The 18,557-nt window shown below is 73.5% G+C and carries 16 protein-coding genes; 4 read left to right on the top strand and 12 right to left on the bottom strand.

What is annotated here, in order from left to right; translation table 11 throughout:
• The first annotated feature begins 43 nt into the window (after positions 1-43).
• Positions 44-2,167: a thiamine pyrophosphate-dependent enzyme gene (locus tag G514_RS0119110; protein ID WP_036565547.1), complete on the top strand. Its 2,124-nt coding sequence runs from the start codon at positions 44-46 to the stop codon at positions 2,165-2,167.
• On the opposite strand, the gene amaB is transcribed toward G514_RS0119110, so the two are convergent.
• From amaB to G514_RS0119170, 12 genes are all read right to left on the bottom strand, one after another.
• The gene (amaB, locus tag G514_RS0119115; RefSeq protein ID WP_028653052.1) at positions 2,157-3,677 is read right to left on the bottom strand and encodes an L-piperidine-6-carboxylate dehydrogenase; all 1,521 of its coding nucleotides are present in this window, start codon (positions 3,675-3,677) and stop codon (positions 2,157-2,159) included. The two genes, G514_RS0119110 and amaB, sit on opposite strands and share 11 nt — an antisense overlap.
• A 44-nt stretch (positions 3,678-3,721) precedes the next feature.
• Positions 3,722-5,089 (bottom strand): NAD(P)/FAD-dependent oxidoreductase, encoded by a 1,368-nt coding sequence (locus tag G514_RS0119120; protein ID WP_028653053.1) that lies wholly within the window; start codon positions 5,087-5,089, stop codon positions 3,722-3,724.
• 17 nt (positions 5,090-5,106) lie between these two features.
• Positions 5,107-5,616, bottom strand: a complete 510-nt coding sequence (locus tag G514_RS0119125; RefSeq protein WP_028653054.1) for a DUF1360 domain-containing protein — start codon at positions 5,614-5,616, stop codon at positions 5,107-5,109.
• A gap of 3 nt (positions 5,617-5,619) precedes the next feature.
• On the bottom strand, positions 5,620-6,213 hold the full coding sequence (locus tag G514_RS27840) for a hypothetical protein (protein WP_036565550.1): 594 nt from the start codon (positions 6,211-6,213) through the stop codon (positions 5,620-5,622).
• 20 nt (positions 6,214-6,233) lie between these two features.
• Entirely contained in the window at positions 6,234-6,719 is a 486-nt protein-coding gene (locus G514_RS27845) for a hypothetical protein (RefSeq protein WP_036565551.1), read from the bottom strand.
• 81 nt (positions 6,720-6,800) lie between these two features.
• A complete protein-coding gene (locus G514_RS0119140; RefSeq protein ID WP_028653055.1) occupies positions 6,801-7,805 on the bottom strand; it encodes a sugar phosphate isomerase/epimerase family protein in 1,005 nt (334 codons plus the stop codon).
• A 22-nt stretch (positions 7,806-7,827) separates the two neighbouring features.
• Positions 7,828-9,003: a xylose isomerase gene (gene xylA / locus G514_RS0119145; protein ID WP_028653056.1), complete on the bottom strand. Its 1,176-nt coding sequence runs from the start codon at positions 9,001-9,003 to the stop codon at positions 7,828-7,830.
• Complete coding sequence (locus tag G514_RS0119150) at positions 9,000-10,175, bottom strand: Gfo/Idh/MocA family protein (RefSeq protein ID WP_028653057.1); 1,176 nt, start codon at positions 10,173-10,175, stop codon at positions 9,000-9,002. Before G514_RS0119150 ends, xylA begins: the two co-directional genes overlap by 4 nt.
• A 90-nt stretch (positions 10,176-10,265) precedes the next feature.
• The gene (locus tag G514_RS0119155) at positions 10,266-11,315 is read right to left on the bottom strand and encodes a substrate-binding domain-containing protein (protein WP_028653058.1); all 1,050 of its coding nucleotides are present in this window, start codon (positions 11,313-11,315) and stop codon (positions 10,266-10,268) included.
• A gap of 51 nt (positions 11,316-11,366) precedes the next feature.
• On the bottom strand, positions 11,367-12,413 hold the full coding sequence (locus G514_RS0119160; protein WP_028653059.1) for an ABC transporter permease: 1,047 nt from the start codon (positions 12,411-12,413) through the stop codon (positions 11,367-11,369).
• Positions 12,410-13,939 (bottom strand): sugar ABC transporter ATP-binding protein, encoded by a 1,530-nt coding sequence (locus G514_RS0119165; protein ID WP_028653060.1) that lies wholly within the window; start codon positions 13,937-13,939, stop codon positions 12,410-12,412. Before G514_RS0119165 ends, G514_RS0119160 begins: the two co-directional genes overlap by 4 nt.
• Positions 13,936-15,192, bottom strand: a complete 1,257-nt coding sequence (locus G514_RS0119170) for an ROK family transcriptional regulator (protein WP_051247795.1) — start codon at positions 15,190-15,192, stop codon at positions 13,936-13,938. The genes G514_RS0119165 and G514_RS0119170 overlap by 4 nt, the downstream gene beginning before the upstream one ends.
• 192 nt (positions 15,193-15,384) lie before the next feature.
• Between G514_RS0119170 and G514_RS0119175 the strand changes: the two genes are divergently transcribed.
• From G514_RS0119175 to G514_RS0119185, 3 genes are all read left to right on the top strand, one after another.
• Positions 15,385-16,629, top strand: a complete 1,245-nt coding sequence (locus tag G514_RS0119175; RefSeq protein WP_051247797.1) for an ROK family transcriptional regulator — start codon at positions 15,385-15,387, stop codon at positions 16,627-16,629.
• A 13-nt stretch (positions 16,630-16,642) separates the two neighbouring features.
• A complete protein-coding gene (xylB, locus tag G514_RS0119180) occupies positions 16,643-18,052 on the top strand; it encodes a xylulokinase (protein WP_028653063.1) in 1,410 nt (469 codons plus the stop codon).
• Between the two features lie 61 nt (positions 18,053-18,113).
• A complete protein-coding gene (locus tag G514_RS0119185) occupies positions 18,114-18,488 on the top strand; it encodes a DUF1801 domain-containing protein (RefSeq protein ID WP_028653064.1) in 375 nt (124 codons plus the stop codon).
• Positions 18,489-18,557 lie beyond the last annotated feature (69 nt).

Consider the following 18,557-nt stretch of genomic DNA (forward strand, 5'->3'; position numbering starts at 1 on the left):
CCCTACGTGACCACAGCGGACGGACGTGCCACCCTCGGGTGCCGTGGAGCCCGTCGACGAGCACTTCCTCAGCGCCGTCGACGGCCTGCGCACGCGCGACGACGCCCCGGAGCCCGACGCCGACCTGGTCGCCCGCCTCGAGGCGCTCTTCCTCGCGCAGGCGGAGAGCCGGCACCTCGACCTCGCGGCCAGACAGCTGCAGCAGAGGGGCATCGGGTTCTACACGATCGCGTCGGCGGGGCACGAGTCGAACGCCGCGCTCGGGCTGCTGTCGCGGGCGACCGACCCGGCGCTGCTGCACTACCGCTCGGGCGGGTTCTACGCCGCTCGCGCGCACGTCGCCGGCGGCGTCGACCCGGTGCGCGAGACGCTGCGGAGCCTGACCTGCTCCGCGGCCGACCCGATCTCGGGCGGCCGGCACAAGGTGTTCGGGCACGCGGGGCTGCACGTCGTGCCGCAGACGTCGACGATCGCCTCGCACCTGCCACGGGCGGTCGGGCTCGGGTTCGCGCTGGGGCTGGCGAGGCAGCTGGGCCGGGAGACGCCGTGGCCCGAGGACGCGGTGGTGATCGCCACCTTCGGCGACGCCTCTCTCAACCACTCGACGGCGGCGGGCGCGTTCAACGCAGCGGCCTACCTCACCCACGTGCGGCGCGACTGCCCGGTGCTGCTGGTGTGCGAGGACAACCGGATCGGCATCAGCACGCGTACGCCGGCTGGCTGGCCGGCCACGGTGCTGCAGCACCTGCCGGGCCTCCCCTACGTCCACGCCGCCGGGCACGAGCCCGTCCAGCTGCTCGAGACGACCGCCGCCGCGCTCGACGCCGTACGCACCCGGCGCGCGCCCGCGGTGCTGCACCTGAGCACCGTCCGGTTCATGGGCCACGCCGGGTCGGACGTCGAGATGGCCTACCGCTCGCAGGCGGCGATCCAGGCCGACCTCGCGCTCGACCCGCTGCTCGGCACCGCACGCGCGCTGGTCGAGGGCGGGCACTGGAGCGCGGAGGACGCGCGGGCGCGCTACGAACAGGTGCGGCAGTGCGTGCACGACGAGGCGCTCGACGTCGGAGGCGAGCCGCGGCTCACCAGTCGCGAGGAGGTGATGGCGCCGCTGGAGCTGCCGCGCCCGCTCACCCGGCCGACGCCGCAGCCGCCCGACCCGAGCCCGCTGACGCTCGCCCAGGCGATCAACCGGACCCTCGCCGAGGCGCTGGAGGAGCACGCCGACGTGCTGGTGTTCGGCGAGGACGTCGCGGTCAAGGGCGGCATCTACGGCGTGACGCGCGGGCTGCGCCGGCGCTTCGGCGCGGCGCGCGTCTTCGACACCCTGCTCGACGAGCAGACCGTTGTCGGCACCGCGCTCGGCACCGCGCTGGCGGGGTTCGTGCCGGTGCCGGAGATCCAGTACCTCGCCTATCTCCACAACGCCGAGGACCAGCTGCGCGGCGAGGCGGCCACGCTGCGCTTCTTCTCCGACGGCCAGTACTCCAACGGCATGGTCGTGCGCGTCCCCGGCCTGGCCTACCAGAAGGGGTTCGGGGGCCACTTCCACAACGACAACGCGCTCGCCGTCCTGCGCGACGTCCCGGGCATCGCGGTGGCGGTCGCGAGCCATCCCCACAGCGCGCCGGGGCTGCTGCGCGGCTGTCTCGACCTGGCCCGCGCCGGCCGCGTCTGCGTGTACGTCGAGCCCATCGCGAGGTACCACACCCGCGACCTCTTCGACGGCGACCAGGGCTGGCTCGCGCCGTTCGACTCCTCGACGCGCGCCACGACCAGCGACCTCGTCGGCTACGGCACCGGCCGCGACCTCGTCATCGTCACCTTCGGGAACGGCGTGTTCATGAGCCTGCGCGTGGCCAGGGCCCTGCGAGCGGAGGGCTTCGGCTGCACGGTGCTCGACCTCGCGTGGGTCGCGCCGCTGCCCGTCGGGGCGCTGCTCGACGAGGTCGCGCACGCGGCGGCGATCCTGGTCGTCGACGAGACGCGCCGCAGCGGCGGGGTCTCCGAGGCCGTGGTGACGGCGCTCGTCGACGCGGGGGTCGAGGCGCCGGTCGCGCGGGTCGCGAGCGCGGACTCGTTCGTCCCGCTGGGCCCGGCCGCGGACACGGTGCTGCTGCAGGAGGACGAGATCCTCGCCGCCGCGCTCGCGCTGCTCAGACCGTGAAGTCGACGCCCTGCGCCAGCGGGAGCTCGCCGGAGAAGTTCACGGTGTTGGTCGCGCGCCGCATGTAGGCGCGCCACGCGTCGGAGCCCGACTCGCGCCCGCCGCCGGTCTCCTTCTCACCGCCGAACGCACCGCCGATCTCGGCGCCGGAGGTGCCGATGTTGACGTTGACGATGCCGCAGTCGGAGCCCTCGTCGGACAGGAACAGCTCGGCCTCGGCCTGGTCGCTGGTGAACACGCTCGACGACAGCCCGTGCGGCACCGCGTTGTTGAGGGCGATCGCCTCCTCGAAGTCGTCGTAGGGAACGACGTAGAGCAGCGGGGCGAACGTCTCCCGGCCCACCACCGCCGTCTGGGTCTCGACGCGCACGATCGCAGGCTGCACGTAGTAGGCGCCCGGCGCCTCGTCGCCGAGCACCCGCCCGCCCCCGGTCACGACCTTCCCGCCCTCGTCGGTCGCCTGCGCGATCGAGCCCTGCATCGCGTCGTACGCCGCCCGGCGGACGAGCGGGCCGACGAGGGTGCCCTCGGCCATCGGGTTGCCGATCGGCAGTCGCTCGTAGGCCGAGCGCAGTCGGTCGGACAGCTCGTCGACCACGGAGCGGTGCGCGATCACGCGGCGCATGGTCGTGCAGCGCTGGCCGGCGGTGCCCGCGGCGGAGAACACGATGCCGCGGGTGGCCAGGTCGAGGTCGGCGCTCGCGCTGACGACCGCCGCGTTGTTGCCGCCGAGCTCGAGCAGGCTGCGCCCGAACCGGCCGGCCACGCGCGGCCCGACCGCCCGGCCCATCGCCGTCGAGCCGGTGGCGCTGAGCAGCGCCACGCCCGGGTGGTCGACCAGCGCCTGGCCCACCTCGGCGGCGCCGACGAGCACCTGCGAGACGTCGGCCGGCGCGCCGTGCTCCGCGATCGCGCGCTGGAGGGTGGCGGCGCAGGCCAGCGAGGTCAGCGGCGTGAGCTCAGACGGCTTCCACACCACCGGGTCGCCGCAGACCAGGGCGACCGCGGTGTTCCACGACCAGACCGCGGCCGGGAAGTTGAACGCGCTGATCACGCCCACGACACCCAGCGGGTGCCAGGTCTCCATCAGGCGGTGGCCGGGGCGCTCGGAGGGCATCGTGCGGCCGTAGAGCTGGCGCGACAGGCCGACCGCGAAGTCGCAGATGTCGACCATCTCCTGGATCTCACCGCGCGCCTCGGAGGTGATCTTGCCGACCTCGAGGCTGACCAGGGTGGCGAGGTCGTCCCGGTGCTCGGCGAGCAGCTCGCCCCACCGCTTGACCAGGGCGCCGCGCGCGGGCGCCGGCACCCGGCGCCACTCGAGGAACGCCGTCTGCGCTCGCTGGACGGCGTCGTCGACGGACGACGCGTCGGCGTGGGTCAGCGAGCTGAGCGGCTCGCCGTTGACCGGCGAGACCTGGACGTGGTCGCCGTCCGGCAGCGGCACGCCGATGCGGGCGAGGACGTCGCGGGCGAGCGTGGTGGCCTCGTCGCGGCTGGGGATCGGCACGGCTCAGTCCTACACGATGCGGCCGGGGCCGCGGGCGGGCGCCGTCACGAGTCGAACCCCAGCCCGGCCCGGTCGAGCGCCCGCAGCCAGAGGTTGCGGCGCCCGGTGCGGTCGTGGCGCGCGAGCGAGCGCCGGGTCGCCTGGATGCCGAGCCACGCCAGCGGCTCCGGCGGGAACGGCAGCGGCTGCTCGCGGACCATCCGCAGCCGCGTCCGCTCGGTCGGCTCACCGGAGAGCAGGTCGAGCATCACGTCGGCGGCGAAGCGCGAGGCGCCGACGCCGAGGCCGGTGAACCCCGCGGCGTAGGCCGTGCGCCCGGCGTGGGCGAGCCCGTAGAACGCGCAGAACCGCGTGCACGTGTCGATCACTCCCGACCAGCGGTGCGTGAACCGGATGCCCTCCAGCTGCGGGAACGTCGCGGCGAAGTTGCGCGCGAGGACCTCGAACGTCGCCGGGCGGTCGTCGTGCTCCGGGGCGATCGAGCGGCCGTAGTGGTAGATCGCGTCGTAGCCGCCCCACAGGATCCTGCGGTCGGGCGTGAGGCGGTAGTAGTGGAACTGGTTGCCCGAGTCGGCGACCCCGATCCCCGGGTCCCAGCCGAGCGCCGCGAGCTGGTCGTCGGTGAGCGGCTCGGTCGCGAGCACGTAGTCGTAGACCGGCACCACGCGCCACGCGCTGCGGCGCAGCGGGCCGGGGAAGACGTTGGTCGCGAGCACGGCCCGCCGGGCGCGCACCGACCCGGAGCCGGTCCCGGCGACCACTCCGCCACCGCTCTTCCGCAGCGACTCGAGCCGGGTGCCCTCGGCGATCCGCACCCCCAGCCGCTCCGCTGCGTCGGCCAACCCCCACGCCAGCCGGGCCGGGTCGACCATCGCGGCGCCGTGGGCGTCCAGCCGGCCGGCGAGGTAGGTCGGCGAGTCGACCAGAGCCCGCACCGCCTGCGCGTCGAGGAACCCCGGCACCTCGGGCTCCAGCCCGGCGACCTCGTGCGGCCGGGTGGCGACCGTGAGCTGCCCGCCCCGGGCCCACCCGCACCCGATGCCGTGGCGCTCCAGCGTCTGCTCGATCTCGTCGAGGTTGCGCAGGCCGAGCTCGTCGAGCGCGTCGTACTCCTCGGGCCAGCGCTCGAGACCGTTCGGCTCGCCGTGGGTGAGGCTGGCCTCGCAGAACCCGCCGTTGCGACCGGTCGCGTGCTCGGCGATCCGGTCGCCCTCGATCAGGAGGACCCGCCGGCCCGGCTCCCGCTCGACCGCGCGCAGCGCCGTCCAGAGGCCGGTGAACCCGCCGCCCACGACGAGCAGGTCGGTCTCCACACCGCCGTCGCGGTCAGCGTCGAGGGCCGGCCGCGGTGCGGGCCGCTCCGGGTTGTCGAGCCACAGCGGCCCGAGCACCGATCCGGCGAGCGCGTCCACGCCGCCATCGTGCCCGATCAGTCGGTGCGGACCCGCGCGTAGCCGTGCTGGAGCGCGTCCGACAGCGCGTGGACCCCGAAGACGGCGGCCCAGGCGCGGGCCGGCCGCGGCGCGAGCGTGAGTGCGGCGACGTACGCCGTGCTCACCCAGACCCCGAGGCAGAACGGGCAGGTGAGCAGCTCGCCGACCGTGTGCCGGGCGCCCTGCTCGCCGCGGGGGCTCTCGTCGTGCTCGCCCGAGCCGGCCGCGCCGTCGAACTCGGTGAACGGCGCCCGCAGCGGGCTCGCTACCGAGGACTTCGAGACCAGCCGGGTGAACTTGTGGACGGCCAGGCCGCCGAGGAGGACGTCGGTCACGGCGTAGCGCTCGGGGAGCCGCCGGCCCCCGAGCACCCCGCCGGCCAGCAGCGTGCCGACCGAGGCGGCGTAGGCCGCAAGGCTGCCGCTGAACCCGCGCAGGTCCACGTCACCCTCGACGTCGTAGCGGTCGACCAGCGATGTCATGGCGCCGGGTAACCGCGCGCGCACGTCCTAATCCTGCTTCCGCGCGTCCTTCGCCGCGTCGACCAGGTCGTCGAGGCGCTCGGCATCGGCGCGCTCCTCGGCCGCGGCCTCGCGGGTCTCCCGGGCGTCGTCGAGCTCGGCCCCGGCGCGCTGCTGGGCGGTCCGCTTCTTCGCCGTGGCGGCGGCCTCGACGCGCTCCTTGCGCCGCTCGGCGACCTCCTCGCGCTTCTCTGCGCGCTCGTCGGCCGCGGCCCTCTTCGTCGCGGCCGTCCTCGCGGCAGCGGCCTTGGCCTGCTGCTTCCCCCGGGCCTCGGCGACGTCGGCCTCCTGCAGACCCGAGACGGCGGTCTCGCGAGCCTGCTCGCGCTTGGTGTCGGCCTCCTGCTCGAGCCGCGCGGCGGTGCGGACCTTCTCGGCGTGCTGGAGCCGGTCCGAGCCGCGCTTGGCGATCTCGCGGTCACCGATCAGGGTGCCGGCGAGCTTGTCGGCCGAGCCGATGGCCCGGTCGAGGGTCATCCGGGCCACCGAGGTCTCGGCGAGGCGGCTCGTGAGGCTGTGGTCGACCGCCACCAGCGGCAGGCGGGCGATCTCGTAGGGCATGGAGATGAGCGTGCGGATCATGGGTGCTCCTCAGTTCTGGGTCAGTTCTGGGTCTCGGCGCGCAGCTGCGCGGCCTTCTGGTCGGCACGGTCGGCCTCGGACTCGAGGGCCGCGGCCCGGTCGAGCCGGTCCTCGGCGATCGCGTCGGCGCGGCGCTCGGCGGAGTCCTGCCCGGCCGCCTCCAGGCGCGCCGCGTCGGCCGACGCGGCGGCGTGCTCGCTCGCCCGCTCCCGCTCGGCGAGGGCCTCCTCGCGCTCCGCCTGGGCCCGGGCCGCGCCCTGCTCGCGGGCCGCCTCCCGGCCGGCCTCGCGGAGCTCCTGGGCGGCCTCCTCGCGCTGGGCGTCGGCGATCGCCTCGTCGGCGAGGGCGTCCTTGCGCTTGCGGGCCTCGGCCTGCTGGAGCTGTCCCTCCTCGGCGAGGTCGTCCCTGCCGGTGACGGCCCCGGCCACTTCCTTCGCCTTGCCCGCGATGGTGTCGACGAGGCCCTCGCGCGCCTCTGCTGCTCGGTCACTGGTCGAGTCGTTCATGACCGACCGGTGCCCGGGGAGCCGCGCCCCGACGCCACCCGAACGGGTGCGCGGCGCGTGACCCCCCTCACGCCAGGTGGATCAGCTGTCGGTCGCGAACGCCGCGTCGAACGCCGCCTCGGGCGCGTCGAACGCGAGCCGGCGCACGAACTCCAGGGCCTCGGGCGCACCGAGGAGCCGGTCCATGCCGGCGTCCTCCCACTCGACCGAGATCGGGCCGTCGTACCCGATGGTGTTGAGCATCCGGAAGCACTGCTCCCACGGCACGTCGCCGTGGCCGGTGGAGACGAAGTCCCACCCTCGACGCGGGTCGGCCCACGGCAGGTGCGAGCCGAGGCGGCCGTTGCGCCCGTTGCCCGTCTGGCGCTTCGCGTCCTTGCAGTCGACGTGGTAGATCCGGTCCTTGAAGTCCCAGAGGAAGCCCACCGGGTCGAGGTCCTGCCACACGAAGTGCGAGGGGTCCCAGTTGAGGCCGAACGCCTCGCGGTGCCCGATCGCCTCCATCGTCGCGACGGTCGTCCAGTAGTCGTAGGCGATCTCGGAGGGGTGCACCTCGTGGGCGAACCGCACCCCGCACTCGTCGAACACGTCGAGGATCGGGTTCCAGCGGTCGGCGAAGTCCTGGTAGCCCGCGGCGACCTGGTCGGCGGTGGCAGGCGGGAACATCGCGACGTACTTCCAGATCGAGGAGCCGGTGAAGCCGATCACGGTCTTGACGCCGAGCTTCTGGGCCAGCCGCGCGGTGTTCTTCATCTCCTCCGCCGCGCGCTGGCGGACCCCCTCGGGGTCGCCGTCGCCCCACACCTGGGAGGACAGGATCGCCTGGTGGCGGGCGTCGATCGGGTCGTCGCAGACCGCCTGGCCCTTGAGGTGGTTGGAGATCGCGAACAGCTTCAGGCCGTGCTTCTCGAGCAGGTCGAGCCTGCCCTGCACGTAGCCGTCGTCGTCCCACTGCCAGGGGTCGAGGTGGTCGCCCCAGCAGGCGAGCTCGAGGCCGTCGTAGCCCCACTCCGAGGCGAGCCGGGCCACCTCCTCGAGGGGCAGGTCGGCCCACTGGCCGGTGAACAGGGTGATCGGTCGAGGCATGGCTTCTTCTCCTGTCGCTGGCTCAGCGGACGCCGAGCAGGTGCTCCATCGCGAGCTGGTCGAGGGCTTCCATGGCGACGCTGCGGCCGCGCAGCGCGTCGAGGTCGGCGGTGCTCATGCTCCGGACCGCGTCCCGGACGTCGTCGAGCGACTCCCCCGGGGCCACGGTGGGCCGCTCGAGCTCCATGACGCCCGCCGCCTCGAGGGCAGCGGCCACCTCCGGGTCGGCGCGGAAGGCCTGCACCTTCTCCCGCAGGATCAGGTAGTTGCGCATGCAGGCGCGCGCGGACTCCCACACGCCGTCCATGGCCTCGGCGCGCGGCGGCTTGTAGTCGAAGTGGACGTAGCCGTCGTAGCGCCGATCGGTGCCCGAGCCGAGCATCGCGTCGACGGTCCAGAACGCCCCGCGCAGGTTGCCGGCCCCGAAGCGCAGGTCCTGGTCGAAGCGCGGCCCGTGCTGGCCGTTGAGGTCGATGTGGAAGAGCTTGTCGTGCCACAGCGCCTGCGCGATGCCGTGCGCGAAGTTCAGCCCGGCCATCTCCTCGTGCCCGACCTCCGGGTTGAGTCCCACCATCTCCGGATGGTCGAGCTCGGAGATCAGCGCGATCGCGTGGCCGATGCTCGGCAGCAGGATGTCGCCGCGCGGCTCGTTGGGCTTCGGCTCCAGCGCGAACCTCAGGTCGTAGCCGTGCTCGCGGACGTAGCCGCACACGAGGTTCAGCGCGTCGCGGAACCGGTCCATCGCCGCGCCGACGTTCTTGCTGCCACCGTGCTCGGCACCCTCGCGGCCGCCCCACATCACGAACGTCTTGGCGCCCAGCGACGCGGCGAGGTCGATGTTGCGCAGCACCTTGGCCAGCGCGTAGCGGCGCACCTCGCGGTTGTTGGCCGTGATCGCCCCCTCCTTGAAGACCGGGTCGGAGAAGGTGTTGGTGGTGACCATCTCGACGACCAGCCCGGTCTCGTCGAGCGCCTTCCGGAACCGGTCGAGCGTCGCCTCGCGCTCGCTCTCGTCGGGGACCAGGTCGTCGTCGTGGAAGGTCACGGCGGCCGCGCCGAGCTCGGCGAGCCGGTAGGTCGCCTCGACCGGGTCGAGCAGCTCGCGGCTGGCGGGGCCGAACACGTCGACGCCCTGCCAGCCCACGGTCCAGAGCCCGAAGGAGAACTTGTCCTCGGCGCGGGGGGTGTAGTCACTCATCGGGGGATCTCCTGCCAGGCGTGGGTCTCGGAGCTGGTCTCGACGGCGGCCAGCACGCGCTGGACCTGGAGCCCGTCGGCGAACGACGGCGCGGGCTGGCTGCCCTCGGCGATGGCTGTCACCAGGTCGACGGCCTGGTGGGTGAAGCCGTGCTCGTAGCCCAGGCCGTGGCCGGGCGGCCACCACGCACCGACGTAGGGATGCCCGGGCTCGGTGACGATGATGCGCCGGAAGCCAGCCGTCTCGGCGGGCTCGGACGCGTCGTAGAAGTGCAGGACGTTCATGTCCTCGAAGTCGAAGGCCAGGCTGCCGGCCGAGCCGTTGACCTCGATGCGGATGGCGTTCTTGCGGCCGGTGGCGAACCGGGTGGCCTCGAAGACCCCGAGCGCTCCGCCGTCGAAGTGCCCGATGAACACCGCGGCGTCGTCGACGGTCACCGGACCGCGCTCGGTGCCGGCCGAGCCGGAGAGACCGGCGTGCTCGGTGGCGACCGGACGCTCCTTGACGAAGGTCTCGAGCCGCCCGGAGACGTCGCTGATCAGCCGGCCGGTGATGTGCTGGGTGAGGTCGATGATGTGCGCGCCGATGTCGCCGAGCGCGCCCGAGCCGGCCTTGGTCTTGTCGAGCCGCCACGACAGCGGCGCCTCGGGGTCGGCGATCCAGTCCTGGAGGTACTGCGCCCGCACGTGCCGGACCTCGCCGATCCGGCCCTCGGCCACCAGCTGTCGCGCGAGGGCGATCGCGGGCACCCGTCGGTAGGTGAAGCCCACCATCGCGCGGACGCCGTGTTGCGCCGCCTCCTCGGCGGCGGCGGTCATGGCCTCCGCCTCCTCGACGGTGTTGGCCAGCGGCTTCTCGCACAGCACGTGCTTGCCCGCGGCCAGCGCCGCGATCGCGATCTCGGCGTGGGTGTCGCCCGGGGTGCAGATGTCGACGAGGTCGACGTCGTCGCGCTCGACGAGGCGCCGCCAGTCCGTCTCGGTGCCGGCCCAGCCGAGCCGGGCGGCCGCGGCGGCGGTGCGCTCGGCGTCTCGGCCGCACACCACCTGCATGGCCGGGGCCAGCGGGAGGTCGAAGAAGCGCGGCGCGGTCCGCCACGCCTGGGAGTGGGCGGCGCCCATGAAGGCGTAGCCGACCATGCCCACGGCGAGCGTGGGGCGGGTGCTGGTCATCGTCATCATCCGTTCGAGGTGCCGGGAGGGTGGCCGTGGTGCCGGTGGGCCGGGCCGGTGCGCCCGGCCCACCGGGTCAGTGGCGGTCGGTCAGGACTCGAACGCGGTGTCGATGAACTGGTCGACGTTGTCCTTGGTCACGACCGGCGCGTAGAGCTGCACCGTGCGCGGGACCTCGACCTCGACCAGGTCGCCGAGCGCCTTGCCCTGGACCAGCAGACGGGCGAGCTTGATGCCGTCCGCGGCCTGGGTCGACGGGTAGATGACCGTCGCCTTGAGCACGGTGTTGTCGGCCTGGATGTCGCGCATCGCGTTGGCCGAGCCGGCGCCGCCGATCATGACGAACTCGTCACGCCCGGCGTTCTTGATCGCCTGCAGGACGCCGACGCCCTGGTCGTCGTCGTGGTTCCAGAGGAAGTCGATCTTGGGCGCGGCCTGCAGCAGGTTGCCCGCCGCCTTCTCGCCCGACTCCACGGTGAACTCCGCGGCGACGCGGTTGTCGACGTCCTGGCCGCACTCGGAGAGCGCGTCCTCGAAGCCCTGGCTGCGGTCCTGGGTCAGCGGCAGCGAGTCGATGCCGGCGATCTCGGCGACCACGGCGTCCGCGCCCTCGTCGAGCTGGGAGCAGATGTAGGCACCGGCCGAGACACCCATGCCGTAGTTGTCACCGAGGATCGTGACGCGCGCGGCGTTGGGGTCGTCGAACTCGCGGTCGACATTGATGACCGGGATGCCGGCGTCCATGGCCTTGAGGGCCACCGGCGTCATCGCCGCGCCGTCGAAGGGCAGCAGCACGATGGCGTCGACGCCGTCGTTGATGAACGTCTCGACCTGGGAGATCTGCAGGCTGACGTCGTTGGTGCCGTCGGCGACGCGCAGCTCGACGTCGTCGTACTGCTCGGCCACCTTCTTGGCGGACTCGGTGATCGAGCCCATCCAGCCGTGGTCAGCGGCCGGGGCCGAGAAACCGATGACGACCTTGTCGCCAGCCTCGTCGTTGGAGCCGGAGTCGGCCTGTGACGTGCCGCCGCCGAGCTTCTTGTCGTCGTCGCCCGAGTCGTTGCCGGTGCAGGCGCCGAGCGCGAGCACGGAGAGGCCGGCGACGAGCGTGACGCCGAACCGGTTGCGGATGGACTTCATCGTGCTGCTCCTTGGTGCAGAGGAATGGTGCTGGGCTCGACGCCGACGGCGTCAGGTACTGCTGTTCCGAGACGCCAACCGCTGCTGGAGCAGGACGGCGGCGACGATGATGGCTCCCTTGAGGAGCTGCTGCTCCGACTGCGAGCGGTTGTTGAGGACGAAGACGTTGGTGAGGATCGAGAAGATCAGCACGCCGAAGACGGTGCCGACGATCGTGCCGCGGCCGCCCGAGAGCAGCGTCCCGCCGATCACGACCGCGGCGATGGCCTCGAGCTCGTAGAGGAGCCCGTGCGTCGAGCTGCCGGTCGACGTCCGGGCGATCAGCAGCACGGCGGCGATGCCGCAGCAGACGCCGAGCAGCACGTAGAGCATGACGGTGTGCCACTTGACGTTGATGCCCGCGAGCCGGGCCGCCTCGGGGTTGCCGCCGACCGCGATGGTGCGGCGGCCGAACGTCGTGCGGTTGAGCAGGACCCAGCCGACGATCGCGACCAGGGCGAAGACGTAGATGGAGATCTGGACGCCGAGGATCTCCTTGTTGAAGAAGTCGATGAACTCCGGGACCTGGACGATCTGGGTCTTCTTGTTGGAGATGATCTCGGCCAGTCCGCGGGCGCTCGCCAGCATCGCGAGCGTCGCGATGAACGGCACCACGCCGCCGTAGGCGATCAGCAGCCCGTTGACGAGCCCGCAGGCCGCGCCGACGGCGAGCGCGACGCCGACCATGACCAGCCAGGTGGAGTCCTGGGCCATCTGCTGCGTCGCGAGGGTCGTGCACCACACCGAGGACAGCGCGAGGATCGCGCCGACCGAGAGGTCGATGCCGCCGCCGATGATCACGAAGGTCATGCCGACGCTGACCACGCCGATGGTCGCGGCGTAGCGCAGGATGGTCAGCGCGTTGTCGGTCGAGGTGAACCGGTCGCCGGCGGTCGCGGCTCCGACGACGCAGAGGATCACGAGCGCGACGACCAGGCCGGCGTTGCGGCCGACGCTGCTGTTGAGCACTGCGAGCGCGCCGGTGCCCTCGCGGGTGGTCTCCTGCGCGGCGGCCTCCACGCGCGCCGTCTCGTCGCTCGCGGGGATGTTGTCGGTCATGCTCTTCCTTCCATGACGAGGTCCAGCACCGTGGACTCGTCGAGATCGGTGGCGGCCGCCTCGTGGACGACCTCGCCCTCGCGGACGACGAGCACCCGGTCGGCGAGGCCGAGGACCTCCTCGACCTCGCTGGAGACCACGACCACGGCGACACCGGAGTCGGCGAGGCTGCGGACCAGCTGGTAGATCTCGGTGCGGGCGCCGACGTCGACGCCGCGGGTGGGCTCGTCGAGCAGGAGCACCCGGCACTCGCGCAGGAGCCAGCGGGCCAGGACGACCTTCTGCTGGTTGCCTCCGGACAGCGTGCGGACCGCGCGGGTCACCCCGGAGGGGCGTACGTCGAGCGAGGTGGTCAGCTCCTGGGCCCGGCGCTTCTCCGCGGCGCGGTTGAGGAAGCCGCCGCGGGAGAACGCCCCCAGCGACGACACCGTCACGTTGCGGTAGACCGCCTCGTCGAGGAGCAGCCCCTGGCTCTTGCGCTCCTCGGGGGCGAGGCCGACGCCCGCCTTGACCGACGCGGTCACGGACCCGCGGGGCAGCCGCCGGCCGTTGACGGTGACCGTGCCGGAGCTGGCGCGGCGCGCGCCGTACACCGTCTCGAGGACCTCCGAGCGGCCGGCGCCGACGAGCCCGGCGAGGCCGACGATCTCACCGGCGCGGACGGAGAGGTTCACCCCGCTGAACACCCCGCTCAGCGAGAGGTCCTGCACGTCGAGGACGACCTCGCCGTCGGCCGCGACGGTCGGTCGCTGGGGGAAGACGTACTCGATCGCCCGGCCGGTCATCAGCTTGATGAGCTCGGGGGTGGGCGTCTCCGCGACCGGGAGGCCAGTGGCGACCGTGCGGCCGTCCTTGAGGACGGTGATCCGGTCGCCGATCTGGCGGATCTCCTCGAGCCGGTGGGAGATGTAGACGACCGCGACACCGTCGGCGGTGAGGCTGCGGATCACCCGGAACAGGTTGGCCACGCCCTCCTGGTCGAGCACCGCGGAGGGCTCGTCGAGGATCAGCAGCCGGGTGTCGCGGGACAGGGCGCGCGCCATGCTCACGATCTGCTGGCCCGCCGGGGCGAGCGACCCGACGCTGCGGGTCGGCGAGATCTCGGAATGGCCGAGCCGGGTGAGCAGCTCACGGGCCATCCGGTTGGCCCGGAGCCGCTGGGAGAACCCGGCTGTGGAGAGCTCGTGGCCGAGGAAGATGTTCTCCGCGACGCTGAGGTGCGGGACGAGGTCGAGCTCCTGGTAGATCGTCGCGATGCCCGAGCGCAGCGCGGCCTGGGGCGAGGAGAGGCTGACCTCCTGCCCGTCCCAGACGATCGTCCCCTCGTCGGGCTGGTGCACGGCCGCGAGCACCTTGATCAGCGTCGACTTGCCCGCGCCGTTCTGCCCGAGGAGGCAGTGCACCTCACCCGCGCGCACGTCGAGGTCGACACCGCCGAGCGCGCGGACGCCGGGGAACTCCTTGACGATCCCCGTCATCTGCAGCAGCGCACCTGCGCTGGTCGGTGCTGTCATCGGCTCGCTCATCGGGTCGCTCCTGCGGCCACGGGACGGCGCTCGACGCTCGTCGGGTCGGCGAAGACGCGGTCGAGCGAGAGCCCGGCTCCGCCGCGAACGGCGGCGGTGAAGCCGAGCGTGGAGAGCTCGACGCGGGTGCCTCCGGCGTCGGGGGCGAGCACGCCGTCGCGCAGCCGGCTCTCGATGGCCGGGCGCATGTGCTCCCCGACAGCGGCGAAGTAGCCGCTGAGCACGATCGCGGCGGGGTTCAGCGCGTTCGCGAGCATCGCCGCGCCGAGGCCGAGCCAGCCGCCGACCTGCGCCAGCGCGTCGAGCGTCCGGGTGTCACCCAGCGAGGCGCGCCGGTTGAGCTCGGCGAGCCGCTCGTCGATGGCCATGGCCGGGTCGCGCACCTGGTCGTCGGGGTCGGCCGCGAGGTCGAGGAGGGCTCGCAGCCCGACCACCGTCTCCCAGCACCCGACCCGGCCGCAGCCACAGCGCCGGCCCTGGGGCTCGACGATCATGTGGCCGAACTCGCCGGCGTACCCCTGGCGGCCGCGGAGCGGACGACCCTCGGCGACGATCCCGCCACCGACGCCGACCTCGCCGAACAGCACGAGCACGTCCTGCCGGTCGCGGTCCCCCGGGGTCGCCTCGGCGAGGGCGGCCAGGTTGCCCTCGTTCTCGACGGTGATCGGGTAGGCCTCGCCCAGCCGGTCGCGCAGCAGCTCGTGGACCGGCACGTCCTGCCAGTCGAGGTTGGGTCCGAAGGTGAGCCAGCCACGCTCGCGGTCCACGAGCCCGGCGACCCCGACGGTGAGGCCGATCGGGTCGATGCCGCGGCGGGTGAGGTCGGCGGTCGTCTGCCGCACCAGGTCCGCGAGCCGGTCGAGCACCGCCTCGACGGTGAAGGCGTGCGCGTCGAGGGCGAGCTTGTGCTCGCTCACCACCTCGCCGGTCAGGTCGAGGGCCATGGTCGAGACGTGGTTGACGTTGACCTCGGCGCCGAGGCCCGCGACGGCGTGACCGTCGAGCTGGACGCTCGTGCCCGGGCGGCCGACGGCTCCTCGCTCGAGGTCACCGATCCTGACCAGCCCGCGCGCCTCCAGCTCGCCGACCAGGGTCGAGACAGCCGACCGGGTCATCCCGAGCTCGGCCGCGAGCTTGGCGCGCGAGCGCGGGCCGCGGTCGCGCAGGAGGCGAAGGACCAGCCCGAGGTTGGTGCGCCGCAGCGTGAGCTGGTCGGCACTCGAGGAGGTCTCGTCGCCGTCGAACGTCCGCACCGGAGCCGCACCTCCCCACCCTGATCGAGACGCAGACCTCGTGACCGGCGTCACCCATTTGTCGTGGCGCAGCACAAACTAGAGGGCTTGAGGCCCGGTGGCAAGGCCCGCTCCCCAGTCTTTGCCGGTGTCACGCTTAGAACTTTCGCCAGCATTGGACAAAGTTTCGGCATAAGAACGCACACTAGGTCCATGGAGTTGCTGCCTGGTGCGTGCGAGGATGCGGCCGTGCGGCACTCGTTGGCCGGCCGGGCGGAGAGCCCGGTCCAGGCCCGGCTCCTGGCCCTGCTCCGCGACGAGGGCCCGCTGTCGAAGGCCCAGCTCGCCGACGGCCTGCAGGTCTCGCGCACCACCGTCGGCGCCGAGGTGGCCCGTCTCGCCGAGCTCGGCCTGGCCCTGGAGGCAGGACCTGCCGCGTCGCGCGGAGGCCGCCGGTCGACGCTGGTCGACCTCTCGCCCGACATCCGCTTCGCGGGGATCGCGATCGGCGCCACCGGCCTGTCGGTCGGGGTCACCGACGGGCGGCTGGGCGCCCTCGCCGTGCGCCACCGCGAGTGCGACATCACGCAGGGTCCGGAGAAGGTGCTGGCCCTCGCGCTCGAGACCACCCGCGAGGTGATGGCCGAGGTCGGGGTCGGCGCGCTCAGCGGCGCGGGCGTCGGCGTACCGGGTCCGGTCGACTTCCACCGCGGGGTGTCCGTCTCGCCGCCGATCATGCCCGGCTGGGACGGCTACCCCGTCCGCGACGCCGTCTCGCGCGACCTCGGGTGCCCGGTGGTGCTCGACAACGACGTCAACGTGCTCGCGCTGGGCGAGCAGCACGCGGGTGTGGCGCGGGCCGCCAAGGACTTCCTCTTCGTCAAGATCGGCACCGGCATCGGGTGCGGCATCGTCGTCGACGGCGAGCTCTACCGGGGCGTGGACGGCTGCGCCGGCGACATCGGCCACATCCGCGTCGACGACTTCGGCCCCACCTGCGCGTGCGGGAACACCGGCTGCCTCGAGGCGCTGGCCGGCGGCGCGGCGCTGGCCCGCGACGCGACGGCCGCGGCTCGCTCCGGGCGCTCCGACGCGCTGGCCGCCCTGCTCGCCGAGGGAAGTGCGCTGACCGCGGCCGACGTGGGCCAGGCGGTCAGCCAGGGCGACCCCGTCGCCGTCCAGCTGGTCCGCGACTCCGGACGCCGGGTCGGCCAGGTGCTGGCGAGTCTGGTGTCGTTCTTCAACCCCGGGCTCATCGTCATCGGCGGCGGCGTCACCGGCGTCGGCCACGCGCTGCTCGCGGAGATCCGCGGCGTCACCTACCGGCGGTCGCTCCCGCTGGCCACCGGCAACCTCCCGATCGTGCAGAGCGAGCTCGGCGCGGAGGGCGGCGTCATCGGTGCGGCCCGCATGGTCAGCGGAGCCGTCTACTCGTCCGACCCCAGCCGCTCCGCATGACGAGGAGAACGACATGACGCTCGTGGCAGGCATCGACTCCTCGACCCAGTCCTGCACGGTCGTGGTCGTCGACGCGGAGGACGGCTCGGTCGTACGCCGCGGCCGGGCCGCGCACCCGCCGGGCACCGAGGTCGACCCGCAGGCCTGGGAGTCGGCGCTCGACGAGGCCGCCGCGGCCGCCGGCGGGCTGGCCGACGTGGCGGCGCTGGCGGTCGGCGCGCAGCAGCACGGCTACGTCTCGCTGGACGAGGGCGGCGACGTGGTCCGTCCCGCGCTGCTCTGGAACGACAACCGGTCGGCACCCCAGGCGGCGGCGCTGATCTCCGAGCTCGGCGGCCCCGACGCCTGGGCGCAGTCGGTCGGGTCCGTGCCGGTGGCGTCGTTCACCGCGACCAAGGCCCGCTGGGTCGCCGACCACGAGCCCGACCACGCGCGCCGCACGGCGGCCGTCTGCCTGCCGCACGACTGGCTCACCTGGCGGCTCCTCGGGGCGACCGGTCTCGACGCCCTCACCACCGACCGGGGCGACGCGAGCGGGACGGCGTGGTTCGACGCGCGCGCCGACGCCTACCGCGACGATCTGGTCGAGCTCGCGCTGGGGCACCGGCCCGTGCTGCCGCGGGTGCTCGGTCCGACCGAGACCGCGGGCGAGGCACGCCGGCTCGCGCCCGGTGCCGTCCTCGCCGCCGGCACCGGCGACAACATGGCCGCGGCCCTCGGCCTCCAGGCCGAGGTGGGCGACGTGGTGCTGAGCATCGGGACCTCCGGGGTCGCGTGCGCGGTCGCGACCGAGCAGACCACCGACGCCACCGGCACGATCGCGGGCTTCGCCGACGCGACGGGCGGGTTCCTGCCGCTCGTGGCGACGCTCAACGCCGCGCGGGTGCTCGACGCCGGCTCCCGCCTGCTCGGGGTCGACCACGCGGCGTTCTCCGACCTCGCGCTGACCGCCCCGCCGGGCTGTGACGGCCTCGTGCTCGTCCCCTACCTCGAGGGCGAGCGCACGCCGGCGCTGCCCGACGCCACGGGCTCGCTGCTCGGGCTCACCCTGGCGACGATGACCCCCGGCCACCTCGCGCGGGCGTGCGTCGAGGGCGTGCTGTGCGGCCTGGCCGACGCGCTCGACGCGCTGCGCGACACCGGCATGCGGATCGAGCGGGTGATCATGGTCGGCGGCGGCGCGCAGTCGGGAGCCGTGCGCAGCATCGCCCCGCAGGTCTTCGGCACCGACGTGCTCGTGCCTCCGGCCGTCGAGGCCGTCGCCATGGGCGCGGCCCGGCAGGCCGCGTGGGCGCTGGCCGGCACTCCCGAGCCGCCCGCCTGGCCGGTGCCGGGCGTCGACCGCTACGCCGGTGACCCCGTCGCCGCCGTGCGCGAGCGCTACGCCGAGGCGCGGCAGCACGTGCTGACACGTGGCCGATGAGGATCGCGATTTCCCCGGGTCGGTCTCGTCGCACACCCCGCACCCAGAGCAAGGACCGACCATGACCGACACCGCCAGCGCGAAGGCCGTACCCGAGCTCCCCGCCGAGGTCGTCTCGTACATCGAGCAGGTGCGCCCAGAGCACCGGGCGCTCTTCGACCGGCTCCACCAGCTGGTGCTCGCGAGCTTCGGTGGCGACGAGGTCGTCCTCAGCTACAAGATGCCGGCCTACCTCGGGCCGAAGGACCGTGTCTCGCTGAGCGACGGCCCCAAAGGGGTGAGCATCTCGACCAGAGTCCCCGAGCCGGTCGCCGACTTCCACGCGCGACAGCCGCAGTTCAAGGTCGGCAAGGTCTCGGTCCTTTTCCGCCCCGACCAGGAGCTGCCCGCCGACGACGTGACGGCGCTGGTCCGGCAGGCGACGGGCGCCGCGTAGCCCGCGTGGACCCGCGGCCCGGGCCATCGGCTGGGCAGCGTCGGGGCCGTCGGCGGGAGTGGACGGGTG

Source organism: Nocardioides halotolerans DSM 19273, assembly GCF_000422805.1.
In the GTDB taxonomy this organism is placed as follows: domain Bacteria; phylum Actinomycetota; class Actinomycetes; order Propionibacteriales; family Nocardioidaceae; genus Nocardioides; species Nocardioides halotolerans.